The following is a 22,621-nucleotide window of genomic DNA, read 5'->3' on the forward strand; positions in this document are numbered from 1 at the left end:
CGCCTACGACGCGGAGCGCCGCGCCGCCGAGTCCCTCGCGGCCGACGACCGCCTCTCCGCACTCCTGAGCCTGCCGCCCCGGCCGACGTCCCCGCTCCCGGGCCAGCGCGCGGGGGAGACCGGTACGGCGGCGGCCACCGAGGACGGTTCGCAGGCCGCTGACGGCGCGGCCGGCCGGAGCGAACACGGATGGGAGCCGGACACCGCCGCGGGTGCCGCCTTCGGTCTCGCCGGCGCGACCGGTCCCATGGGGGACCACGGCCCGCTCACCGTCACCGAGTTCGACCGGAACGCCGACGACCTGCGCCGGCTTCTCGACCAGTCCATCGCCTCCGCCGAGCGCCAGCTCTTCGACCTGCGCACCGCCGCCGCCGACGACTCCCGCATCCTCGGCGCGCTCGGCGACGGCGGACTCCTTCCGCCCGGCCCGGACGTCCTGGCCACCGTCGAGTACCTCGGTGAGCAGGGCATCCCGGCCCTTCCCGGCTGGCGCTACCTCGCCCAGGCCGTCGACCCCGCCGACCACGCGGCCGTCCTCGCCGCCCGCCCCGAGCTGGTCGACGGCGTCGTGATCACCGACCCCGTCTCGTACACCCGCGCCCGTGAGGTGCTGCGCACGGCCGCCCTGCTGCCGCGCTCCACCGTCGCCGTCGGCACGGCCGCCGCGCTCCTGGCTCCCGTACCGAGCCCGGAATCCGGCGAGGACCAGGGCGTCTTCCTCGTCCCGCCGAACCCGGCCATGCACGACGAGCACGCCGCCGACGAGGAGCGGCACGCCCTGCGCGCCCGCGCCGCCGCGCGCGACGAGGAGATCCGCAGCCTCGCCGCCCGGCTCACCGGCGACCGCTCCCTCGCCGCCCGGATCGGCTCCTGGCGGGCCGACTGCCCGCCCGGCATGCTCGCCGAGCTGGCCGCCGTCGCCGCCACCGCCCGCGAGACCGCCGAAGCCGCGGCGGAGACCCTCGCCGAAGCCCGTACGGTACGGGCCGAGGCCGACGAGGCCGCCGCCGACGCCGCGCGCGTACGGGACGAGCGTCAGGAGGCCGCCCAGCGGGCCCGCCGCGTCGCCGACGCCCTCGCGGGTCTCGCGTTCCGGCTGCGCGAGCGCGCCGCGTGGCAGGCCAAGCTCCGCGAACTGGCCGACGACGCGGCCGAGTCCGAGGCCCGTGCCCAGACCTGCCTGGAGCGCGCACGCGCAGCCGACGAGGACCGCCGGGCCGCCCAGCGCGCCGCCGACGACGCCCACCGCACCGCCCGCGCCCTGCGTGCCGAGCGCGCCGAGATCGCAGGCGCCCCCGACCAGCTGCCCGAGGAGGACCCGGCCGCGCCGCGCACCGCGCTCCCCACCCTCCGCGAGGCGTACCGTGCCGCGTCCCAGCTGTACGAGAAGGTCGGCGTCGGCGCGGACCTCCGCGCCGAGCAGGCGCGCGCGGAGAGCGACGAGTCGGCGGCGCTCGCCGAGCTGGACCGCCTGACCAACAAGGTCCGCACCCGCGCCGAACAGCTCCTGGAGTCGACCGACGGCGCCGACGGCCCGTCCCGCCAGGCCGCCGCCGCCCGCGCCGAGGCCCTCGTCCAGATGCTGGAGACCCGCGCCTCCGAGGCGAGCGAGAAGCTCGGCCGGCTGCGTGGCGAGGCCGAGCGACTGGCCCCCGAGGACGGCGCGTCGCACACCGAGCTCCCCGAGGAGCTGGTCCCCGCCGACGCCGAGCAGGCGCAGACCCTGCTCCGCACCGCGACCACCGAACTCGCCTCCCGCAGCGACGCCCTGGAGGCCGCACGCACCACGCACGCGAGCCTTCTGCGCGCCCACCGCGCCGCCGAGGACGCCGCGAGCGGCTTCGACGAGACCGCGGGACTCCTGCGCGACCTCCTCCGTGACCACACGGAGGACGACGAGGACGGGCCCGAGACGTACCCCGGCACGCTGGAGGAAGCCCGGCAGACCGCCGCCGAGGCCCGCCGTTCGCTGCGCGCCTGCTCCGCCGAGCTCTCCGCTGCCGACGCGGCCGTCCGCGAGGCGAGCGACATCCTCGTCCGGCACGCCAACTCGACGCGCTACGAGCAGGTCCGCACCCCCGCACGTCAGCAGATCCGCGAACTGCCCGCCGCCGCGCTCCCCGAGCACGCCGCGAAGTGGGCCGAGGCCTTCGCGCCCCGGCTGCGGGTCCTCACCGACGAGCTGGAGCAGCTGGAGCGCAACCGCGACTCGATCGTCGACCGGCTGCGCGGTCTGGTGGAGTCCGCGCTGACCACGCTCCGCTCCGCGCAGCGGCTGTCCCGGCTGCCCGAGGGGCTCGGCGAGTGGTCGGGGCAGGAGTTCCTGCGCATCCGCTTCGAGGAGCCGGACCAGGCCACCCTCACCGAGCGGCTGGGCGAGGTCATCGACGAGGCGACCCGCGCCGCCGTCAAGAAGAACTCCGACCTGCGCCGCGACGGCATGTCCCTGCTCCTTCGGGGCGTTCAGGCGGCGCTCGAACCGCGTGGCATCGCGGTGGAGATCCTCAAGCCGGACGCCGTGCTGCGCGCCGAGCGGGTACCGGTCGGGCAGATGGGCGACGTCTTCTCCGGCGGCCAGCTCCTCACCGCCGCCATCGCGCTCTACTGCACGATGGCCGCGCTGCGCTCGAACGACCGGGGCCGCGACAAGCACCGCCACGCTGGCACGCTGTTCCTGGACAACCCGATCGGCCGCGCCAACGCCACGTACCTCCTCGAACTGCAGCGGGCCGTCTCGGACGCCCTCGGCGTCCAGCTGCTGTACACGACCGGTCTGTTCGACACGACCGCGCTCGCGGAGTTCCCCCTGGTCATCCGGCTGCGCAACGACGCGGACCTGCGGGCGGGGCTGAAGTACATCAGCGTGGAGGAGCATCTGCGCCCGGGCCTTCCGCAGCCCACCGCGGAGGACGGGGCCGTCCACGGCGAGATCACCGCGACCCGGATGTTCCGCCGCTCGCCGGCGCAGGAGCCCGTCGCGCAGTGAGTACGACGAACGGCCCGGCCCCCAAGCGGGGTGCCGGGCCGTTCGACGTCGCCGCGCCTCGGACCACGTCAACGGGCCCGAGGCTCACGGGCCGTGCCTCAGGCCGCCTCGGACAGCGCCGGTGCTTCCGCACGTCGTATCGGAGCGGCCCCCTGACCCGTATCGGCCTCCGCCGTCCGTGTGGCCTTCTCCGCCCGCCGCCGCTCGCGCCGCGACGTCCGAGCCGTACTGCTCGGCTCCGACACCACGCCGTTCCGCTGCTTCCAGACCTGGCGCGTCACCCATACATCGAGGACGCTCCACGTCGCCACGACCGTGCTGCCGACCGTGGTCAACAGCATCGGAAACGCGAGCCACGAACTCGTGACCGCGCAGAAGAAGGCCACCATCGCCTGTATCAGTGTCACCGACGTGATCATCACGGCTCGTACGGCGGCGGTACGCACCGGGTCCGGCAGACGACGCCGGCCCTTCTCGTCCTCCACCCACAACTGCCGCGCGGACCGCGCCTCGTGCTCCATCGTGTCGTCACTCCCCACCGCTGAACGTCCCTCAGGGGTGGCTGCCCGTCTTGAGTGGCTTTACACGGACACACCCCTCCCCGCACACAATGACGCTTGACGAGGGCAAAAGGTTTCCCCGCCTTCGTACCGGAACGAACACTTCCAGCCATCCCCCGAACGGTCGCCCGCACCCTCGGCCGAGTGTCCTGCGCCACACCGCCGAAGACCAACTCCCCGAATACCAGGACATCTCCTGATCAACGCTCACTCGGGAGGCTGAAAATCGCCCAGATGCGCCTTCGAGTTGGCTGTGATGCAGTAGTAGGCTCGCGCCGCCGTTTGTTGAAGCTGATGGTTGACGCCATGTGTTGACGCTGTGTGTTGACGCCACGCGTCGCAAAGGAGGACCTCCGCGCCGGGCGGAGGCCGGCCGAACTGGGGGAGGCCATGCGCTTTCGCGGGAAGTCCATCCGCCGGAAGATCGTGGCGTTGCTGCTCGTACCGCTCCTCTCCCTCACCGGGCTCTGGGGCTTCGCGACCGTCCTCACCAGCCGTGAGGCCGACCAACTCCTCGACGTCGGCTACATCGTCGACAAGGTCGGCTACCCGATCGAGGACACCGCGCGCGTCCTCCAGAAGGAACGCCGCCAGTCGCTGGTCTACCTCGCCGACCCGCGCGCCTCGGAAGCCCTCACCACCCTGCGTACCCAGCGTGAGTCGACCGACCGTCAGATCGCCCTCATCCGGCGGAACGCAGCCGAGTCCGGCGTCCGGGGCGAGATGCGACCCGTCGCCTCGCAGCGACTCGACGCCCTGCTCACGGCGCTCGACGGCCTGGACGCGCTGCGCCGGTCCGTGGAGAACCGCAGCATCGGCCGCCTCCAGGCCCTCGAGTTCTACAACCGCCTGGTCGACCCCTGTTACAGCTTCCTCACCACCCTCCACGCGCTCGAGAACGTGGAGATGGACAAGCAGGGCCGGGCCCTCGTCGGAGTCACCCGCGGCCGCGAGATGCTCGCGCGCGAGGACGCGCTCGTCGTCTCCGCGCTCATCTCCGAACGCGTCACGGCCGAGGAGCTGCGCGCGGTCGCGGATCTCATCGCCCAGCGTGACCTCTTCTACGACATGAACCTCGAGATCCTCCCCGCCGCCGAGCGCGAGAGGTTCGAGAGGTACTGGGGCAGCCCCGGCACCCAGACGCTGCGCCGGGCCGAGGAGGACCTGATCGCCGCGGGGCCCACCCGGGACCCGCGCGTCGTCACCGCCGACCGGTGGGAGCAGTGGGCCACCCCGGTCCTCGACGACCTGGCGCGGGAGAACACCGCCGCGGGCGACCGCTACCAGGAGCGCGTCCAGCCAGCCGCCTACAGCGTGCTGCTCAAGGCCGGTGTCGCCGGCGTCCTCGGCTTCCTCGCCCTGCTCGTCTCCGTCGTCGTCTCCGTCCGCATCGGCCGTGCCCTCGTACGCGACCTGCGCCGGCTCCGGAAAGAGGCCCAGGAGGTCTCCGGCGTACGCCTGCCCAGCGTGATGCGCCGGCTCGCGGCCGGGGAACTCGTCGACGTCGAGACCGAGGTACCGCATCTGCGTTACGAGGACGACGAGGTCGGCCAGGTCGGCCAGGCACTCAACACCCTCCAGCGGGCCGCCGTCGAGGCCGCCGTCAAGCAGTCCGAGCTCCGCCGCGGTGTCTCCGAGGTGTTCGTCAACCTCGCGCGCCGCAACCAGGTCCTGCTGCACCGCCAGTTGACGCTGCTCGACACCATGGAACGGCGCACCGAGGACACCGAGGAACTGGCCGATCTGTTCCGCCTCGACCACATGACCACCCGTATGCGCCGCCACGCCGAAGGCCTGGTGATCCTCTCCGGCGCCGCGCCCTCCCGCCAGTGGCGCAAGCCCGTACAGCTCATGGACGTGGTGCGCGCGGCCGTGGCCGAGGTCGAGGACTACGAGCGGATCGAGGTCCGCCGACTACCCCGGCTCGGCGTCGGCGGCCCCGCCGTCGCCGACCTCACCCACCTCATCGCCGAACTCCTCGAGAACGCCACCGTGTTCTCGCCCCCGCACACCGCCGTGCAGGTCCTCGGCGAGCGGGTCGCCAACGGCTTCACCCTGGAGATCCACGACCGCGGTCTCGGCATGAACCCCGACCTGCTGCTCGACGCCAACCTCCGCCTCGCCGAGACCCCCGAGTTCGAGCTCTCCGACACCGACCGCCTCGGCCTCTTCGTGGTCAGCAGGCTCGCCCAGCGCCAGAACGTCCGGGTCTCGCTCCAGCCGTCGCCGTACGGAGGGACCACGGCGGTCGTGTTCATTCCGGCCGCCCTGCTCACCGACGCCCCCGAGACCGAGGGCGGGGGTTTCCGTCTGGACCGTGCGTCCACGGACCGGGCCCTGGAGCGCGGACCGCAGGGCCGGCAGAGCGGTGCGGCCGACCAGCCGGGCCGCCGACCCGCGCTCACCAAGGTGCCGGGCGGCGCGTCCACGGCCGGCGCCTCCCGGCGCTCCGCGGGCTCCTCGCTCCTCGACGGCCCGCTCGACGACTCGCCGGACGTCCCTCTCGACGGACCCGTCGAGCTCGAGGCACCTCTCGGCGCCTCCGGCTTCGACGACCTGCTGGGCCCGTCCGCCGCGGACCTGGAGGACACCGAGAGCGAGCGCGGTGGCCTCTTCCGGCCCCGTGGCCACCGCCGCGGTCTCGCCCCCGCCCCGGGCGGCGAGCAGCACCAGCAGGCCCCGGACCAGTCGTCCGACCGGGCCCCGGACCGGAGCGGCCCCGTGCCGCTGCCCCGGCGCCGCCCGCCCACGCTGGTCGTGGACCACGGCCGCCGGGTGGACGAGCCGGGTCGCGCCCACCCGAACTCCGCCCCGGGCGGCGAGACACCGGAACCGGGCACCCCGCCCACACTGGTGCCCGTACCGCCTGCCGGACCCGTATCGCCGACTGGTGAGGTACCGCCTGCCGGGCCCGTACCGCCGGTGGGTCCCGTACCGCCCGCCGGTGACGGCTCCGTGGCGCCCGCGGGGCCCGGGTCCCCGGACGGTCCCGCGCCGTTCGGGGGGCTGCCCCGCCGGGTCCGCCAGGCGAGCCTCGCGCCGCAGCTGCGCGGCACGGGCGGCCGTACCGACACCGAGGCGACCGTGGGCTCCACCGCCCCGGCCGCCACAGACTTCGAGCGAGACGCAGAGGAAGTGCGCAACCGCATGGCATCGATGCAGCGCGGCTGGCAGCGCGGACGACAGCAGAACGCCGAGACCACAGCACCAGGAACGACACCCGAGGGGGACGGTCGATGACCGCACCGAACGCCGCAGCAACCCACACCTCCGGAAACGGCAACGGCGAGTTGAACTGGCTCCTCGACGAGCTGGTCCAGCGGGTCCGGTCCATCCGCAAGGCCCTGGTGCTCTCCAGCGACGGACTCTCCACCGGCGCCTCCGCGGACCTGACCCGGGAGGACGGCGAGCACCTGGCCGCCGTCGCCTCCGGCTTCCACAGCCTCGCCAAGGGCGTCGGCCGCCACTTCGATGCGGGCAAGGTCCGCCAGACCGTCGTGGAACTGGAGGACGCGTTCCTCTTCGTCACGGCGGCGGGCGACGGCAGCTGCCTGGCCGTCCTCGCGGACGCCGACTCGGACGTCGGCCAGGTCGCCTACGAGATGACGCTGATGGTCAAGCGGGTCGGCATCCACCTGGGGACGGCGCCTCGCTCCGGGCTGTCCACCGGAGGGTGAGTGGGGGGACTCCATGACTGAGGGCACGACTGAGGGCACGACCGAAGGCGCGGCCGAGCGCACGGCCGGGCAACGCACGGCCGGGCGCACCACCGGAGGCACACGTCCCGCGGAATCGTGGGACCAGGCTCGCCAGCCCGCCCGTCACTGGTTCGACGACGAGGCCGGTCCCGTGGTCCGTCCGTACGCGATGACCCGAGGCCGGACCAGCGCCGCCACCCGGCACCGCCTCGACCTGATCGCCGTGGTGGTGCCGGAGCCGGCCGCCGACGACCCCGGCCGCGACCAGACGCTCTCCCCGGAGCATGTGGAGATCGTCGAGCGCTGCTCGGAAACGCCTCAGTCGATCGCCGAACTCGCCGCCGGACTCGACCTTCCGGTCGGTGTCGTCCGCGTCCTCGTCGGAGACCTCGTCGAGGACGAACTCGTCCATGTGACCCGCCCCGTTCCGCCGGCCGAGCTGCCGGACGTGAGCATTCTCCGCGAGGTGATCAATGGCCTTCGGGCGCTCTAGCCGCACCAAGCCGTTCGTCGAACCGGTGACCTTGAAGATCCTGGTCGCGGGAGGCTTCGGGGTGGGCAAGACGACTCTGGTCGGCGCAGTCAGCGAGATCCGTCCGCTGCGCACCGAGGAGATCCTCAGCGAGGCCGGCCGGCCCGTCGACGACCTGCACGGGGTGGAGAACAAGTCGACCACCACGGTCGCCATGGACTTCGGCCGGATCACGCTCCGAGAGGACCTCGTCCTCTATCTGTTCGGCACGCCCGGCCAGGACCGTTTCTGGTTCCTCTGGGACGAGCTGGCCCAGGGCGCGCTCGGGGCGATCGTGCTGGCGGACACCCGGCGCCTGGAGGACAGTTTCGCGGCGATCGACTACTTCGAACGGCGTGGGATCCCGTTCACGGTCGCGGTCAACTGCTTCGAGGGCGCACAGCGGTTCCCCGCCGAGACCGTGCGAGGGGCTCTCGACCTCGACCCCGAGGTCGAGCTCCTGATGTGCGACGCCCGCGACCGTCAGTCGGTGAAGAACGTGCTCGTGGCCGTCGTGCAGCACGCCCTGGTCCTCGCGGACCACGGGACGCCCGTGACCACCTGACACCCGGCCGCACCGGACCCCCACGGTGGCGGTGCCGCTGTTCAGCGCACCGCCACGACCGCCGATCCGTGCCCGAACAGCCCCTGGTTCGCGGTGATCCCGACCCGTGCCCCGGGCACCTGCCGGTCTCCCGCCGTGCCGCGCAACTGCCAGGTCAGCTCGCAGACCTGTGCGATGGCCTGGGCGGGGACGGCCTCGCCGAACGACCCGAGACCGCCGCTGGTGTTGACCGGGACGCGCCCACCGAGGGCTGTGACCCCCTCCCGTACGAGCTTGGCGCCCTCGCCTGCCCCGCACAGGCCGATGTCCTCGTACCACTCCAGTTCCAGCGCCGTGGACAGGTCGTACACCTCCGCAAGCGACAGGTCCTCGGGTCCGATCCCCGCCTCCTCGTACGCGGCGCGGGCGATCGACGCGCGGAAGGAGTGGGGTGCGGGGGAGAGGGCGGCCGCCGAGTCGGTCGCGAAGTCGGGAAGGTCGAGGACCGCCTTGGGGTACGTCGGCGTGACGGTGGAGACGGCCCGGACCCGGACGGGATCCGGGTGTCCGTGGCGACGGGCGAACTCCATGCTGGAGAGCACCAGCGCCGCGCCCCCGTCCGAGGTCGCGCAGATGTCGAGCAGTCGTAGCGGATCGGCGACGACGGCCGAGCCCGCGACCTCGTCGACGCTCACCGCCTTGCGGTAGCGCGCCAGCGGATTGAGGGCCCCTGCCGCCGCGTTCTTCACCTTCACCTGGGCGAAGTCGTCGACCGTGTCCCCGTACAGGGCCATGCGCCGACGGGCGTAGAGCGCGAAGTACGCGGGGTTGGTCGCCCCGAGGACCCGGAAGCGCAGCCAGTCGGGGTCGTCCGGCCGCTCCCCGCCCGCGGGGGCGAAGAAGCCCTTGGGGGCCGAGTCCGCGCCGACGACGAGCACCACGTCCGCCAGGCCGGCGAGGATCTGCGCGCGTGCGGTGGAGACGGCCTGCGCGCCGGAGGCACAGGCCGCGTACACGCTGGTGACGCGCGCCCCCTGCCAGCCGAGCGCCTGCGCGAAGGTCGCTCCCGCCACGTACCCCGGATACCCGCACCGCATGGTGTTCGCGCCGACCACCGAACCGACGTCCCGCCAGTCGAGCCCGGCGTCCGCCAGCGCGGCACGCGCCGCCGCCGTCCCGTACTCGACGAAGCTGCGGCCCCACTTGCCCCAGGGGTGCATTCCGGCACCCAGCACGGCGATGTCGTTCACGACCGCTCCTCCGTCCCGTCCGTCACGCGCGCGTGCACCGGCCGCCAGTGCCAGGTCGTCCAGGTGTGCTTGTCGTCCTCGTGGAGGACGCCCGGCACCAGCTCGACCTCCATGCCGACGGCGAGGTCCCCGGTCCGTACGCCCGGCGCCCCTTGACCGAGTACCACCATCGCCTCGGCCTCCAGCTCGACCGCGATCAGGGTGTACGGGTCCCAGGGCGCGTCGGGGTCGGAGACATAGGGCGCCGGCGGGCGGTAGCGGCCGTCGGTGAACGACCACACGCGGCCGTGCCGCGAGAGCGGGGTCTCGACGAGCTCGCCCCCGCCGGGGCAGCCGGGATTGCGGCACCAGGTGTCCTCGCGCGGGAAGAAGACCGAGGCGCAGGCTGTACAGCGGGTGCCGAGGAGCCGGAACTCGCTTTCACCGCCGGATCCGTCACGGCCGGATCCGTGACGGCCGGCTGCGTCGTCGTCGTTGCCGTCGCCGCCGTCGTCCGTGAACCATCCGGCCACCACCGGCCTGCGCGTCCGTGCCACGACGGTCCTCCCCGACCCGAGACCACCCTCATCTGACGAAGCGTCAGATAGTCTGCCATGGATGCCGCACGCTGAGAACCGTACGGACCTTTATCGCGTCCCTACGTACGGAACGGGCGGCCGGGACCCACGGGGGTGGCCCCGGCCGGCCGTCATCCTTGGGGCCTCAGTGCCCGGCCACCGACCTTCGCGCCACCGGGAAGTCGAAGAACGTGCCGGGGAACGGCTCCGGCCTGAAGGTGAAGTGCCACCACTCCTCGGGCAGGTTCACGAAGCCCTGCTCGGCCAGCGTTTCCTTCAGCAGCTGCCGGTTGGCCCGCTGAACGCCCTGGATCCGCGGATCGTCCGTGTGCGAGAGCGTGTCGAAGCAGTCGAAGCCCGTTCCCATGTCGACGGAGTTGTCCGGGAACCGCTCGTCGCGCGGAGCCGAGCAGTCCACCAGCTCCTCGCCCGGCACATAGGGGCGGGTGGGCGCGGCGGGCAGCCGCACGATCGTCACGTCGAGGGTCGAGCCGCGGCTGTGTCCGGACTTCTCGGCGATGTAACCGTCCTCGAACAGCCTCGACTTGTCGACTCGCGGATAGAACTCCTTCTTCAATCGCTCGTCGGTCGGATCCTGCGCCCACCGCACGAAGTGGTCGACGGCGCGCTGCGGCCGGTAGCAGTCGTAGACCTTCAGCGAGTAGCCCCGTGCGAGGAGTCTCACCTGCGCGCGGTGCAGAGCCTCGGCGGCGGGACGCGTCAGAATGCAGAGCGGCTGCCGGTAGCCGTCGACCGGCTCGCCGACGAAGTTGTGCTCCGTGGTGTAGCGCATCTCCTGAATGATCGTCCGGTCCACCGAACTCAGCGCCACGAACTCCTTGGGCGCCTTCGGCTCCGGTCTGGCCTGCGCGGACGGTGCGGCGGCGGTGGCGGCCAGCAGACCGGCGGCCGCCGACACGGCGAGTCCACGGAGAGCGGAGGCAAGTCCTGTCATGTGCACCGTCTATCAGGTTCACGGGGCACGGGAAAGGGTGATCGCGTACGGTCCTGACGTGAAGGACTCCTACTGCTCCAGTTGCGGCACCCGATACGCCGAGGCCGCCGAATGGCCCCGCTCCTGCGCCGCGTGCGGCGCCGTCGCCTACCGCAACCCGCTGCCCGTCGCCGTCACCCTGCTCCCCGTCACGGACGACCGGGGGAGCGGCCTCGTCGTCATCACCCGCACGATCGAGCCCGCCCGTGGCGGGGTCGCCCTCCCCGGCGGCTTCATCGACCACGCCGAGGACTGGCGGGACGCCGTCGTCCGCGAACTGCGCGAGGAGACCGGGATCGAGGCGCCGGCCGAGGACGTCCGGCTCGCCGACGCGCTCAGCTCCCCGGGCGGGCATCTGCTGCTCTTCGGCCTCCTCCCGGCCCGGCCGGTCGCCGAACTCCCACCCTCGGTCCCCACGGACGAGACGACCGGCTGGCACGTTCTCCATGCTCCGGCGGCCCTGCCGTTCCCCTTGCACACGGAGGCGGTACGGCGCTGGTTCGCCGGTGTGTACGCCTGACGGGACCCCTCCGGGACATCGGATGATCCCGGACACCGCATCACGGATGCCGGATCCGACATCCGGCATCCGACATCCGTGATCCGGTAGCCGTCCGCCGCCCGCCGTCCCTACCCCGTCACCCCCCGCACCCGCACCGGAAGCCCCACTTCGACCGACCCCTCGTCCGTCACGCGCTCCACCACCACCCGGCCGCCCACGAGCCGCGACGCGTACCGCTCGATCTCGGCCGCCTCCCACCCGTCACCGGTGTCCCGTACGACGAGCCCACCGCCGGTCCGCCCGGCGGCCGGAGCCCACACCTCCAGCTCCAGCCCGCCGTCCTCCCCCTGGACGGGAATCACCGCCCCGGCTCGCGCGAGCACCGGGATGCGGGAGAGCGGCGCGTCGAGCAGGACCTGCCCCGGCCCGTCGTACGCCTGGCCTGTCGCCGTGTCGTACCAGCGCCCACGCGGCAGCCGCACCGCCCGCCGGTCGGCTCCCCGCGCGAGCACCGGCGCGACCAGCAGCGCGTCGCCCACCAGGAAGGCGTCCTCGCAGTCCCGTAGCGCCCGGTCCTCCGGCGCCCCCCACCACACCGGCCGGATGTACGGCGCCCCGGTGAACCGCGCGAGCTGGGAGAGGGTGACGAAGTAGGGCCGCATCCGCTCCCGCTCCGTGAGCGCCACGCGCGCGTGCTCCAGGACCTCGGGGCCGAACTCCCACGGCTCGCGGCGCCCCGCGTCGATCGCCGCGTGCGTCCGGAACAACGGCATCCACGCCCCCAGCTGGAACCAGCGCAGGAACAGCTCGGGCGACGGACTGCCGTCGAAGCCGCCCACGTCCGGTCCCGAGTACGGCACCCCGCACAGTCCGAGCCCCAGGACCAGCGAGAGGGACGCCCGCAACCCGGGCCACCCGCTCGACACATCGCCCGACCAGGTCCCGCCGTACCGCTGCATGCCCGCCCACCCCGACCGGGAGAAGAGGAAGGGCCGCTCCTCCGGACGCAGCCGGCACAGCCCCTCGTAGCCGGCCCGGGCCATCGTCAGTCCGTACACGTTGTGCGCCTCGCGGTGGTCTCCGCCCCGCCCGTCGAGGACGTGCCGGGCCGAGCGCGGCAGCGTCTGGTCCCCGAAGGGGGAGAAGGAGACCGGCTCGTTCATGTCGTGCCAGACACCCGAGAAGCCCTGCGCCAACCGCTCCTCGTACAACCCGCCCCACCACTCCCGTACCGCCGCGTCCGTGAAGTCCGGGTAGGCGCACTCGCCCGGCCAGACCACCCCGTGGACCTCGTCGCCCCGCCCGTCGCGGACGAACGCGCCTGCGGCCGCCCCGGAGTCGTACACGGCGTTCCCCGGCTCCGCCTTCACCGCGGGATCGACGATCGACACCAGCCGTACGCCCTGCTCGCGCAGCTCCCCCGCGAGCCCCGGCAGATCGGGGAACCGCTCGCGGTCCACCGTGAACACCTGGTGCGCGTCGTAGTGGTCGATGTCCAGGTGCAGCACGGACAGCGGCAGGCCGCGCTCGCGATACCCGTCCACCACCCGCCGTACCTCCCTCGCGCTGCCGAACCCCCACCGCGCGTGCTGCGGACCCAGCGCCCAGGACGGCGGCAGCGCCGGAGCCCCCGTCAGGGCCGCCCAGCCATGGAGCACGCGCGCGGGCGTACCGACCACCACCCAGCAGCGCAGCGGCCCGCCACTCATCCGGACCTCGCACGTCCCCGGCCGGTCGTGTCCTGACCCGGCCCCCTCCTCACCTTCGGTGAGGGTGACGTGGCCGTCCCAGGAGTTGTCGTGGAACGCCAGATGCGTCCCCGCGTCCGCGACGACGAACTGCACCGGCATCGTGATGTACAGGGGATCGTCGCCGGGGGAGAAGCTGCCCTTGGGGTCGGTGTTCCACAGCCGGTACGTACCGTCCCGCAGGCGCGGTCCCGCCGCCCGCCCGCCGAGGCCGAAGAACCGCGCGTCCGCCGGCACCTCGCTGCGCTGCACCCACCGTGCGGGTCCCCCGGACACCGGATCCCACCAGCGCGGCGGCAGATCCCGGCGCAGCGCCACACCACCGGGCGTACGGATCTCCACCGCGCCGTGCCGGGACACCGCGACCGTCACCCGCTCCGAGACCACCCGCCAGCCGCCGTCGGTGTCCGGCTCCAGCTCGGCCCGCGGGTCGGGCTCGGGCGCCTCGCCGGTCAACGCGTACGACGGGAGCGGCTCGGCCCCGTCCCAGCCCCAGAAGACCGTGCCCCCGGCCGACACGGAGATCCTCAGCTCGGATCGGGCGAACCGGACGATCCCCCCACCCGGCATCGGCTTCGCCTCTCCCACCGGCCCCGGCACCCGGGCCCGCTCCGCCCCCCTCGGCGGCAACCCCCACGCATCGGTCCGACGCTGCCGCCACGCCGAACGCACCGCCCGCAACCCCTGCACCGATCCGAACACCCTCACCGAACGCACCAGCTCACGACCGTCCATGCAGTTCACCCTGCCATTCGCCAGGGTCCGGGCGCGGTCCGTTCAACTGCCGTTCACCCGTGGTGGGAGCACATATTCAGCCGTCCGACCATGGGCGGGGAACCCTGGTGCGAATGACGATCACATGGCATCGTCCCTGTCAGCCGCGTCACGCGCACACCCCAGCACGTGCGCGCGACACACGCAGACCCGCGTAACGCCCAGGGAGAGCCGCCCCATGACATCAGCGCACACCGAGCCGCTCTGGCAGCCGGACGAGGAACGCATCGCCGCCGCCGCGGTCACCCGTTTCCAGGCCTGGGCCGCCGAGCGCCACGGAGCCCCGTCCGAGGGCGGGTACCCGGCCCTGCACCGGTGGTCGGTCGACGAGCTGGAGTCGTTCTGGCAGGCCGTCGCCGAGTGGTTCGACATCCGCTTCTCCACTCCGTACGAGCGTGTCCTCGGCGACCGGTCGATGCCCGGCGCCGAGTGGTTCCCGGGAGCCACCCTCAACTACGCCGAGCACGCCCTGCGCGCCGCCGAGGAGCGCCCCCACGACACGGCCCTGCTTCATGTGGACGAGACACATGAGCCGCGCCCGATCAGCTGGGCCGAGCTGCGCCGACAGGTCGGCTCCCTCGCGGCCGAGCTGCGCGCCCTGGGTGTACGGCCGGGCGACCGCGTCAGCGGATACCTCCCCAACATCCCCGAGGCCGTCGTCGCGCTCCTCGCCACGGCCGCCGTCGGCGGCGTCTGGACCTCCTGCGCGCCCGACTTCGGCGCGCGCAGCGTCCTGGACCGCTTCCAGCAGGTCGAGCCTGTCGTGCTGTTCACCGTCGACGGCTACCGCTACGGCGGCAAGGAGCACGACCGACGCGACACCGTGACCGAGCTGCGCGCCGAGCTCCCGACGCTCCGCGCCGTGGTCCACATCCCGCTCCTCGGCACCGAGACCCCCGAAGGAGCGCTGGCCTGGGCGGACCTGACGGCGGCCGACGTGGAGCCGGTCTTCGAGCAGCTCGACTTCTCCCACCCCCTCTGGGTGCTGTACTCCTCCGGCACCACCGGCCTGCCCAAGGCCATCGTGCAGTCCCAGGGCGGCATTCTGATCGAGCATCTGAAGCAGCTGGGTCTCCACTGCGACCTCGGCCCCGAGGACGTGTTCTTCTGGTACACCTCCACGGGCTGGATGATGTGGAACTTCCTCGTCTCCGGCCTGCTCACGGGCACCACGGTCGTCATCTACGACGGCAGCCCCGGCTACCCCGACACCGGCGCCCAGTGGCGCGTCGCCGAACGCACCCGGGCGACGCTGTACGGCACCTCCGCCGCGTACGTCATGGCGTGCGCCAAGGCGGACGTGCACCCGGGCCGGGACTTCGACCTCTCGGCGATCAAATGCGTCGCGACCACCGGCTCCCCGCTCCCGCCCGACGGCTTCCGCTGGCTCCATGACGAGGTGCGCGAGAACCTCTGGATCGCCTCGGTGAGCGGAGGCACGGACGTGTGCTCCTGCTTCGCGGGAGCGGTCCCGACCCTCCCGGTCCACATCGGCGAGCTCCAGGCGGCCGGTCTCGGCACGGACCTGCAGTCCTGGGACCCGAGCGGCAAGCCGCTGACCGGCGAGGTGGGCGAACTCGTCGTCACCAACCCGATGCCGTCCATGCCGATCCGCTTCTGGAACGACCCGGACGGCAGCCGGTACCGCGACAGCTACTTCGAGATGTTCCCGGGCGTCTGGCGGCACGGCGACTGGATCACGATCACCGACCACGGCTCGGTCGTCATCCACGGCCGCTCCGACTCCACCCTGAACCGGCAGGGCGTGCGGATGGGCAGCGCCGACATCTACGAGGCCGTCGAGCGCCTCCCCGAGATCCGCGAGTCCCTCGTCATCGGCCTCGAAGAGCCCGACGGCGGCTACTGGATGCCGCTCTTCGTCCACCTCGTGGACGGCGCGACCCTGGACGAGGCGCTGATCGGCCGCATCAAGCGGACGATCCGTACCGAACTCTCCCCACGCCACGTCCCCGACGACATCATCGAGGTGCCCGGCGTTCCCCACACCCTCACGGGCAAGCGCATCGAGGTCCCCGTCAAGCGCCTCCTCCAGGGCACCCCGATGGCCAAGGCGGTCAACCCGGGCTCGGTCGACAACCTCGACCTGCTGCACTTCTACGAGGAGGTGGCCCGCAACCGGGCCAGGTGAGACGCCCGGCGGGGGAGCGGCCCGGCCACCCGCCCCCCGCCGTCTCCCGGCGTCCTCAGCCCTCGTACGTCGCCTGTGCCTCTCCCAGCACGTCCGCGAAGTCCGAGGCGAGCCGCCCCGCCGCCGCCACGTCCAGGGCCGCGGTCGTGATCCGCACCGCGGTCGGTGACGCGATCCGGAAGCGCGCCCCCGCGGCGACCCACCACCCGCGCGTCCGCAGCCCGTTGACCACCGCCGACTCGTCCCGTACGGGCACCCACACGTTGAGCCCGCTCGCGCCGACCGACCGGATGCCGTACGAGCCGAGCGCGCCGGTCAGCGCCTGCCGCCGCTCCGTGTACGCGGCCTCCCCGGCCGCCACCAGCCGGGTGACCTCCGGGTCGGAGAGCAGCCCGACGACCGTCTCCTGAAGGATGTGGCTGACCCAGCCGGAGGTCATGAGCATCCGGCCGTCGTGCCGCGAGAGCGTCACCGGGTCGCCGGCGAGCCCCGCCCACCGCAGGTCGACGCCCAGCCGCTTGGAGACCGTCCGCACCTGCGCCCAGCGCTCCAGCCCCGCGGCGGCCAGCGTGGGTGCCTCGGGGCCGGCGATCTGCACGTTGTAGTCGTCCTCGACGACCAGAACCTCGGGGAACTCCCTGAGCATCGCGCCCAGTTCGTCCCGCCGCGCGGGCGTGAACGACGCCCCGGTCGGGCACTGCGCGCGCGGGCTGCAGACCACCGCCCGTACCCCGGCCCGCAGCGCGGCCCGCAGGGCGTCCGGCCTCATCCCCTCCTCGTCCACGGTGACCGGCACCATCCTCAGGCCCAAGGCCGTCACCAGGTCGAGGAGATGGTGGAACCCGGGATCCTCCACGGCCACCGCGTCCCCCGGCCGCAGCTCGACGGAGAGCAGTCGGGCGATGCAGTCGAGCGCCCCGTGGGCGAACGTCACCCGCTCCGCCGGTACGCCGTCGCGGGCGAACCAGTCGTGGGTCAGCTCTTCGAGTGCCGTGAGCCGGGGCACGGCGCGGTGCGAGCCGTACACCGGGCGGATCTCCGACGGGGGGTGCAGGACCGGCAGGAAGACGGGGTCGGGCAGGCCGCTGGCGAGGTCCACCAAGCCCGGCGGGACCTTCGGCGGTCGCCGCGAGGCGGCCGAGGCCGCCTCCGCGACCACGGTGCCGCCCCGGCCGCGGGTGACCACCAGGCCTCGTCGCCGCAGCTCCTTGTACGCCGTCGCGACGGTGCCGGCACTGACACCCAGCTCGTCGGCGAGCCGCCGCACGGGAGGCAGCGCGAGGCCCGGGGCCAGCTCGCCCTCCGTCACGCCGCGTTCGACGGACGCGGCAATCCCCTTGGCCGTCGTCCCCTGGATCGAATATTGTGTTGCCACGTACTGAATTATGTATCAATACAAACCTCTGGTCAAGGGGGAACCGAGTGAGCCGCCGGACGTCATGGCACAGCACCGTTCTCAAGCGCATACCCGGCGGCCGTGACGGCCGCCGCATGCTCCTCGTGAGCATCATCGACAAGACCGGCACCGGCCTCTGGGCCGGCTGCACCGTCCTCTACTTCACCTACGTCTCCGGGCTCGGCCTCGGCCAGGTCGGCCTCCTCATGACGGTCTCCGGCGGCGTCGGCATCGCGGGCTCCCCGATCGCCGGCCGTCTCGCCGACCGCTTCCCCCTCGTCCGGCTCATCGTCGGCGCCCAGCTCATGCGCGGCGGCGCCCTCCTCGCCCTCCTCACCACCGACAACTTCCTCCTGCTGACGCTCTACTCCGCCCTCGGCGCACTACCCGACCGCGCCGGCAGCGTCCTCATCAAGCTGTACGCGGCGCGCCAGGCCGGACCCGACCGCGTCCGCTACCAGGCCATCCAGCGCACCACCGTCAACATCGGCTGGTCCATCGGCGGCCTCGGCGCCGCCGCCGCACTCGCCACCGGCAGCACCCGCGCCTACGCACTGCTCCTCGTCGGCAACGTCGTCACGTACCTCGTCATCGCCGTCCTCACCCTGCGCTGCGCCGAACCCCCCGCCCCCTCGCGCATCGCCGCCACCTCACAGGCCACGGAGGGCCGCACCCCCACCCGACCCGCGAGCCCCTGGCGCGACCGCACCTTCCTCGCCTACACGGCCACCGACGCCGCCCTCTTCCTCGACGACACGATCCTCCAGGTCGCCGTCCCGCTCTGGATCGTCCACGCCACCACCGCACCCGTCGGGATGGCACCACTGCTGCTGGTGCTCAACACCGTCCTGGTCGTCCTCTTCCAGGTCCCGCTCGCCCGCTTCGGCGCCACCACCCCGGCCGCCCGGCGCCTCCTCGTCCCCCTCGCAGGCGTCCTCCTCGTCGGCACCCTCGCCCTCGCCGCCTCGGCCGCCGGCGGCAGCGCCCTCGCCATCACCGCACTCGTCGCCGCCGTCATCGCCTTCACCTTCGCCGAGATCATCCACGCGACCGCCTCCTGGGAACTCTCCGTCGCCCTCGCCCCGGCGGAAGCGCAGGGCGCCTACCTCGGCGTCCACGGGCTCGCCCAGTCCACCCAGCGCTTCGCCGGCCCCCTCCTCGTCACCGGCGTCATCTCCGCCGGCGCCCTCGCCTGGCCCCTGCTGGGTCTCGGCCTCGTCGCCGCAGGCGCCGCACAGCACCGCGTCATCCGCGGACGCCTCACCGAACCGCCACTGTCAGTGCCGACGGTTACGGTGAGTGAGCACTGATCGACAGCGCTCAGGGGGAGACATGACCAAGCCCGGCACCACCACATCCATGCGCCGCGCCCTGCGCCGCGAGGTCCCCAGCACCGTCGGCCTCCTCGCCGACGCGGACGACCTCACCGCCATGCGCCGGTACGCCACCTTCGCCTTCGACGACCACCCGGCCTACCTCCGCCAGGTCGAAGGCCTCCTCAAGGCCCTCGCCAACCAGGGCGGACACACCACCGTCGCCCTCTTCGACCCCGAGGAGTACGCGGCCTACTGCGAGGAGACCGGCATCGACCCCGACCGCCCCGCCAGCCGCAGCCGCTACACCGCCGGACTGGCAGCCACAGGTGCCCTCGTCGCGTACACCGGACAGCCCATGACCACACTCGTCCCCACGCTCATCGACACCGCCGTCCGCCACGCCACATGGGAGTACGCCTCCACACTCCTCGCCGACGCCGGAGACTGCGCCGCCTGCGGACAGGACATCGGCCGAGCCGCCTTCTCCCACGCCTCACGCCTCCTCACCCGACTCCTCGAAGCCGCCGGTCCCGGCAGCCACCACATCGTCTGCAGCGTCCCCGCCGAGGACGAACACCTCCTCGCCGTGGTCCACGCGACCCGCGACGGAGGCGGACCGGCCCACCTCGACAGCGGGGAAGCAGCCGAGTTCGCCACCGTCCTCGCCGCCGGCATCGCCCTCGGCACCTCCGGGGGAGTGGTCCTGCGCACCACGAGCCCGGGAACGCCCGACCGCCTCCACGGCTGGCGCCTCACCGCAGGGACCCTCCAACCCCTCACCGAAGCCGAGGTCTTCAGCGCCTACTGCACCGACGCCCGCACCGGAGAACCGATCGCCCCGGAGCCCGACGTCGACTACCGAGCCGGATTCGCCCTCACCCCCGACGAGGACGACTGGCCCTCCCACCACTGACGCAGAAGGGGCTCCCCGCCACATCCGTGACGGGAAGCCCCTCCCAGACCTACGAACCCACCGGGATCACTCCCCGGACAGCACCGCCTGCGCGGCCACCCGGGCCTCCTCGGCCGTGTCGGCGGCCCGAGCCGCGGCAGCGGCCCGCTCGCACTGCGCCAGCGTGTACTTCGCGAGCGTCGCCCGCACATAGGGGATCGACGCGGCACCCATCGACAGAGAGGTGACACCCAGACCCGTCAGCACACAGGCCAGCAGCGGATCCGAAGCGGCCTCACCACAGACACCACAGCTCTTGCCCTCGGCCTTGGCCGCCTCGGCGGACAGCGCCACCAGGTCGAGCAGCGCCGGCTGCCACGGGTCCTGCAGCCGAGACACCGCACCGACCTGCCGGTCGGCGGCAAAGGTGTACTGCGCCAGGTCGTTGGTGCCGAGCGACAAGAACTCCACCTCCTGCAGGATCGAACGAGCCCGCAGAGCGGCGGAGGGGATCTCCACCATCGCGCCGAACTTCGCCTGCAGCCCCGCCTCACGGCAGGCGTCGGCGAACGCCTTCGCATCCGTACGGTCGGCCACCATCGGCGCCATGACCTCGAGGTACACCGGCAGCCCCTCGACGGCCTTCGCCAGCGCGGTCAGCTGCGTCCGCAGCACCTCCGGGTGGTCGAGCAGCGAGCGCAGCCCCCGCACACCCAGCGCCGGGTTCGGCTCGTCCGCCGGAGTCAGGAAGTCGAGCGGCTTGTCCGCACCGGCGTCCAGCACCCGCACGACCACCCGGCCCTCGGGGAAGGCCTCGAGCACCTTGCGGTACGCCTCGACCTGCTTCTCCTCCGAGGGAGCCTTCCTGCTGTCGTCCAGGAAGAGGAACTCCGTACGGAACAGACCGACACCCTCCGCACCGGCCTCCACCGCGGCCGGTACGTCCGCGGGACCACCGACGTTGGCGAGTAGCGGCACCTTGTGCCCGTCCGAGGTCGCGCCCGGACCGGTGGACGCGGCCAGCGCGGCCTTGCGCGCCGCGGCGGCCTCGGTCAGCCGCGCCTTCCGCTCCTCGGTCGGGTCCACGAAGATCTCACCCGTGGAACCGTCCACCGCGATGACCGTGCCCTCACCGATCTCGCCCGCACCCGGCAGCGCCACCACGGCCGGCACACCCAGCGCCCGCGCGAGAATCGCGCTGTGGCTGGTCGGCCCGCCCTCCTCGGTCACGAAGCCGAGCACCAGCGCCGGGTCGAGCAGCGCCGTGTCCGCGGGCGCCAGGTCCCGCGCGATCAGCACGTACGGCTCGTCGCTGTCCGGCACGCCCGGCATCGGCACACCGAGCAGGCGCGCGACGATACGGTTCCGCACGTCGTCCAGGTCCGCCACGCGCCCGGCCATGTACTCACCCGCACCCGCGAGCAGCTCGCGGTAGTGGGAGAACGCGTCGTAGATACCGCGCTCGGCGGTGCTGCCGACCGCGATCCGGCGGTCGACGTCGGCCATGAGCTCGGGGTCCTGGGCGATCATCGCCTGGGCCTCCAGCACATGCTGAGCCTCACCGCCGGCCAGATTGCCGCGCGCGATGAGGTCGGCGGCCACAGCCTCCACGGCCTGGCGGGCGCGCCCCTGTTCGCGCTCCGCCTCCCCGGCGGAGATCTGCTTGGCCGGCGGCTCGAGAACCGCCGTACCCATGTGCCGGACCTCGCCGATCGCCACTCCGTGGCTGACGCCGACGCCTCGCAGCGTTGTCTCCATCTCACCCGTCTCCGATAGAGCGGCGGCACCGGCCGCCGCGATGAATGTCGAACTCGTGGTCGTCACGAGGACGACGCCGGCCTCAGTTCCAGCTGAAGAGCTGGTCGTCGGCCTTCACGTCGCCGCTGTCGACGACATCGGAGAGGGAGTCGGCCGTGGCCTCCAGGGCCACGACCGGGCAGATCGGGGACTTGCCGGCGGCCTCGACCTCGGCGGGGTTCCAACGGACGACGGCCTGTCCCCGCGTCACGGTGTCGCCCTTGCTCACGAGCAGCTCGAAGCCCTGCCCGTTGAGCTGAACGGTGTCGATGCCGAGGTGCGTCAGCACCCCGTGTCCCTCGCCGTCGACGACGACGAACGCGTGCGGATGCAGAGAGACGATGACGCCGTCGACCGGCGACACGGCCTCGGACGGCTCACGTACGGGATCGATGGCGGTGCCGGGACCGACCATCGCGCCGGAGAAGACGGGGTCGGGTACTGCTGCGAGACCGATGGCGCGTCCAGCAAGCGGCGACGTCACGGTTGTCATGGGAAGCCTCCCAGGGGCGGAGATGGTGTGGCGCCGTCACTGCCTGTCCTGGACGGCGTACTGTTCAGAAGCGTATGTCATGGAAAGTCCCGGTTCCGCACGAGACGTACCAGTTAGCGGACCTAGGACTAGCCAGAAACGATTTGCCTCAACTGACGGTGGGATGTACTGTCGTACTCCTGCCTGACCCCAACGCGACTTTGAGTCGTGGGTCGGCAGCACCTATCAAGCCAGATCCTAACCCCAGTGGTCTACACCTCTGCATGCCCGCGGGGGAGTGGTCAGGGGCAGCGGAAAAGCCTGGTAGTGTTTGACCCCGCCGCAAGGGAAGCCGCGAAATGCGAATTCTCGAAACGGCAAGCCCGCTCCAGCGGGTGGCGGAAACGGAAAACGGATCTGCTAAGCTGGAAACACGAAAGACCGAAGGGAAGCCCGGAGGAAAGCCCGAGAGGGT

16 protein-coding genes and 1 pseudogene are annotated in these 22,621 nt (G+C 72.6%); 9 read left to right on the plus strand and 8 right to left on the minus strand.

Features of this window, described 5'->3' with window-relative positions; translation table 11 throughout:
- A pseudogene (locus ACFUJR_RS34170) lies at positions 1-2,986 on the plus strand (hypothetical protein); the annotation flags it as partial.
- A gap of 98 nt (positions 2,987-3,084) precedes the next feature.
- Here ACFUJR_RS34170 and ACFUJR_RS34175 read toward each other — a convergent pair.
- Positions 3,085-3,507: a hypothetical protein gene (locus ACFUJR_RS34175; protein WP_383168330.1), complete on the minus strand. Its 423-nt coding sequence runs from the start codon at positions 3,505-3,507 to the stop codon at positions 3,085-3,087.
- Between the two features lie 429 nt (positions 3,508-3,936).
- Between ACFUJR_RS34175 and ACFUJR_RS34180 the strand changes: the two genes are divergently transcribed.
- The 4 genes from ACFUJR_RS34180 to ACFUJR_RS34195 are packed head-to-tail and all read left to right on the plus strand — an operon-like array spanning position 3,937 to position 8,320.
- Positions 3,937-6,786: a nitrate- and nitrite sensing domain-containing protein gene (locus ACFUJR_RS34180; protein ID WP_383168286.1), complete on the plus strand. Its 2,850-nt coding sequence runs from the start codon at positions 3,937-3,939 to the stop codon at positions 6,784-6,786.
- The gene (locus ACFUJR_RS34185) at positions 6,783-7,223 is read left to right on the plus strand and encodes a roadblock/LC7 domain-containing protein (RefSeq protein WP_383168288.1); all 441 of its coding nucleotides are present in this window, start codon (positions 6,783-6,785) and stop codon (positions 7,221-7,223) included. The genes ACFUJR_RS34180 and ACFUJR_RS34185 overlap by 4 nt, the downstream gene beginning before the upstream one ends.
- Before the next feature lie 13 nt (positions 7,224-7,236).
- Positions 7,237-7,737: a DUF742 domain-containing protein gene (locus tag ACFUJR_RS34190; protein WP_383168291.1), complete on the plus strand. Its 501-nt coding sequence runs from the start codon at positions 7,237-7,239 to the stop codon at positions 7,735-7,737.
- Positions 7,718-8,320, plus strand: coding sequence for an ATP/GTP-binding protein (locus ACFUJR_RS34195; RefSeq protein ID WP_383168294.1), 603 nt, complete (start codon positions 7,718-7,720; stop codon positions 8,318-8,320). Before ACFUJR_RS34190 ends, ACFUJR_RS34195 begins: the two co-directional genes overlap by 20 nt.
- A gap of 41 nt (positions 8,321-8,361) precedes the next feature.
- On the opposite strand, the gene ACFUJR_RS34200 is transcribed toward ACFUJR_RS34195, so the two are convergent.
- The 3 genes from ACFUJR_RS34200 to ACFUJR_RS34210 form a co-directional block, all read right to left on the minus strand.
- Entirely contained in the window at positions 8,362-9,549 is a 1,188-nt protein-coding gene (locus tag ACFUJR_RS34200) for a lipid-transfer protein (protein ID WP_383168297.1), read from the minus strand.
- Positions 9,546-10,085, minus strand: a complete 540-nt coding sequence (locus ACFUJR_RS34205) for a Zn-ribbon domain-containing OB-fold protein (protein WP_383168300.1) — start codon at positions 10,083-10,085, stop codon at positions 9,546-9,548. Before ACFUJR_RS34205 ends, ACFUJR_RS34200 begins: the two co-directional genes overlap by 4 nt.
- 166 nt (positions 10,086-10,251) lie before the next feature.
- A complete protein-coding gene (locus tag ACFUJR_RS34210; RefSeq protein WP_383168303.1) occupies positions 10,252-11,061 on the minus strand; it encodes a M15 family metallopeptidase in 810 nt (269 codons plus the stop codon).
- On the opposite strand from ACFUJR_RS34210, the gene ACFUJR_RS34215 reads away from it, so the two are divergent.
- On the plus strand, positions 11,060-11,620 hold the full coding sequence (locus ACFUJR_RS34215) for an NUDIX domain-containing protein (RefSeq protein ID WP_383168306.1): 561 nt from the start codon (positions 11,060-11,062) through the stop codon (positions 11,618-11,620). The genes ACFUJR_RS34210 and ACFUJR_RS34215 overlap by 2 nt on opposite strands.
- A gap of 110 nt (positions 11,621-11,730) precedes the next feature.
- On the opposite strand, the gene ACFUJR_RS34220 is transcribed toward ACFUJR_RS34215, so the two are convergent.
- Positions 11,731-14,085: a TIM-barrel domain-containing protein gene (locus tag ACFUJR_RS34220; protein ID WP_383168309.1), complete on the minus strand. Its 2,355-nt coding sequence runs from the start codon at positions 14,083-14,085 to the stop codon at positions 11,731-11,733.
- A gap of 217 nt (positions 14,086-14,302) precedes the next feature.
- Here ACFUJR_RS34220 and ACFUJR_RS34225 point away from each other — a divergent pair, with 217 nt between their 5' ends.
- Positions 14,303-16,273 carry an acetoacetate--CoA ligase gene (locus tag ACFUJR_RS34225; protein WP_383168312.1) on the plus strand — a complete coding sequence of 657 codons (1,971 nt, stop codon included), beginning with the start codon at positions 14,303-14,305 and terminating at the stop codon, positions 16,271-16,273.
- A 55-nt stretch (positions 16,274-16,328) separates the two neighbouring features.
- On the opposite strand, the gene ACFUJR_RS34230 is transcribed toward ACFUJR_RS34225, so the two are convergent.
- Positions 16,329-17,648: an aminotransferase class I/II-fold pyridoxal phosphate-dependent enzyme gene (locus tag ACFUJR_RS34230; RefSeq protein WP_383168315.1), complete on the minus strand. Its 1,320-nt coding sequence runs from the start codon at positions 17,646-17,648 to the stop codon at positions 16,329-16,331.
- A gap of 47 nt (positions 17,649-17,695) precedes the next feature.
- On the opposite strand from ACFUJR_RS34230, the gene ACFUJR_RS34235 reads away from it, so the two are divergent.
- Positions 17,696-18,979 (plus strand): MFS transporter, encoded by a 1,284-nt coding sequence (locus tag ACFUJR_RS34235; RefSeq protein WP_383168318.1) that lies wholly within the window; start codon positions 17,696-17,698, stop codon positions 18,977-18,979.
- 22 nt (positions 18,980-19,001) lie between these two features.
- On the plus strand, positions 19,002-19,898 hold the full coding sequence (locus ACFUJR_RS34240) for a hypothetical protein (protein ID WP_383168321.1): 897 nt from the start codon (positions 19,002-19,004) through the stop codon (positions 19,896-19,898).
- Between the two features lie 66 nt (positions 19,899-19,964).
- Here ACFUJR_RS34240 and ptsP read toward each other — a convergent pair whose 3' ends face one another.
- Together ptsP and ACFUJR_RS34250 are read right to left on the minus strand one after the other, a co-directional pair.
- Positions 19,965-21,635, minus strand: a complete 1,671-nt coding sequence (gene ptsP, locus ACFUJR_RS34245) for a phosphoenolpyruvate--protein phosphotransferase (RefSeq protein ID WP_383168324.1) — start codon at positions 21,633-21,635, stop codon at positions 19,965-19,967.
- Between the two features lie 82 nt (positions 21,636-21,717).
- Complete coding sequence (locus ACFUJR_RS34250; RefSeq protein ID WP_383168327.1) at positions 21,718-22,167, minus strand: PTS glucose transporter subunit IIA; 450 nt, start codon at positions 22,165-22,167, stop codon at positions 21,718-21,720.
- Between the last annotated feature and the right edge of the window lie 454 nt (positions 22,168-22,621).

The organism is Streptomyces sp. NPDC057271, assembly GCF_042668715.1.
In the GTDB taxonomy this organism is placed as follows: Bacteria; Actinomycetota; Actinomycetes; order Streptomycetales; family Streptomycetaceae; genus Streptomyces.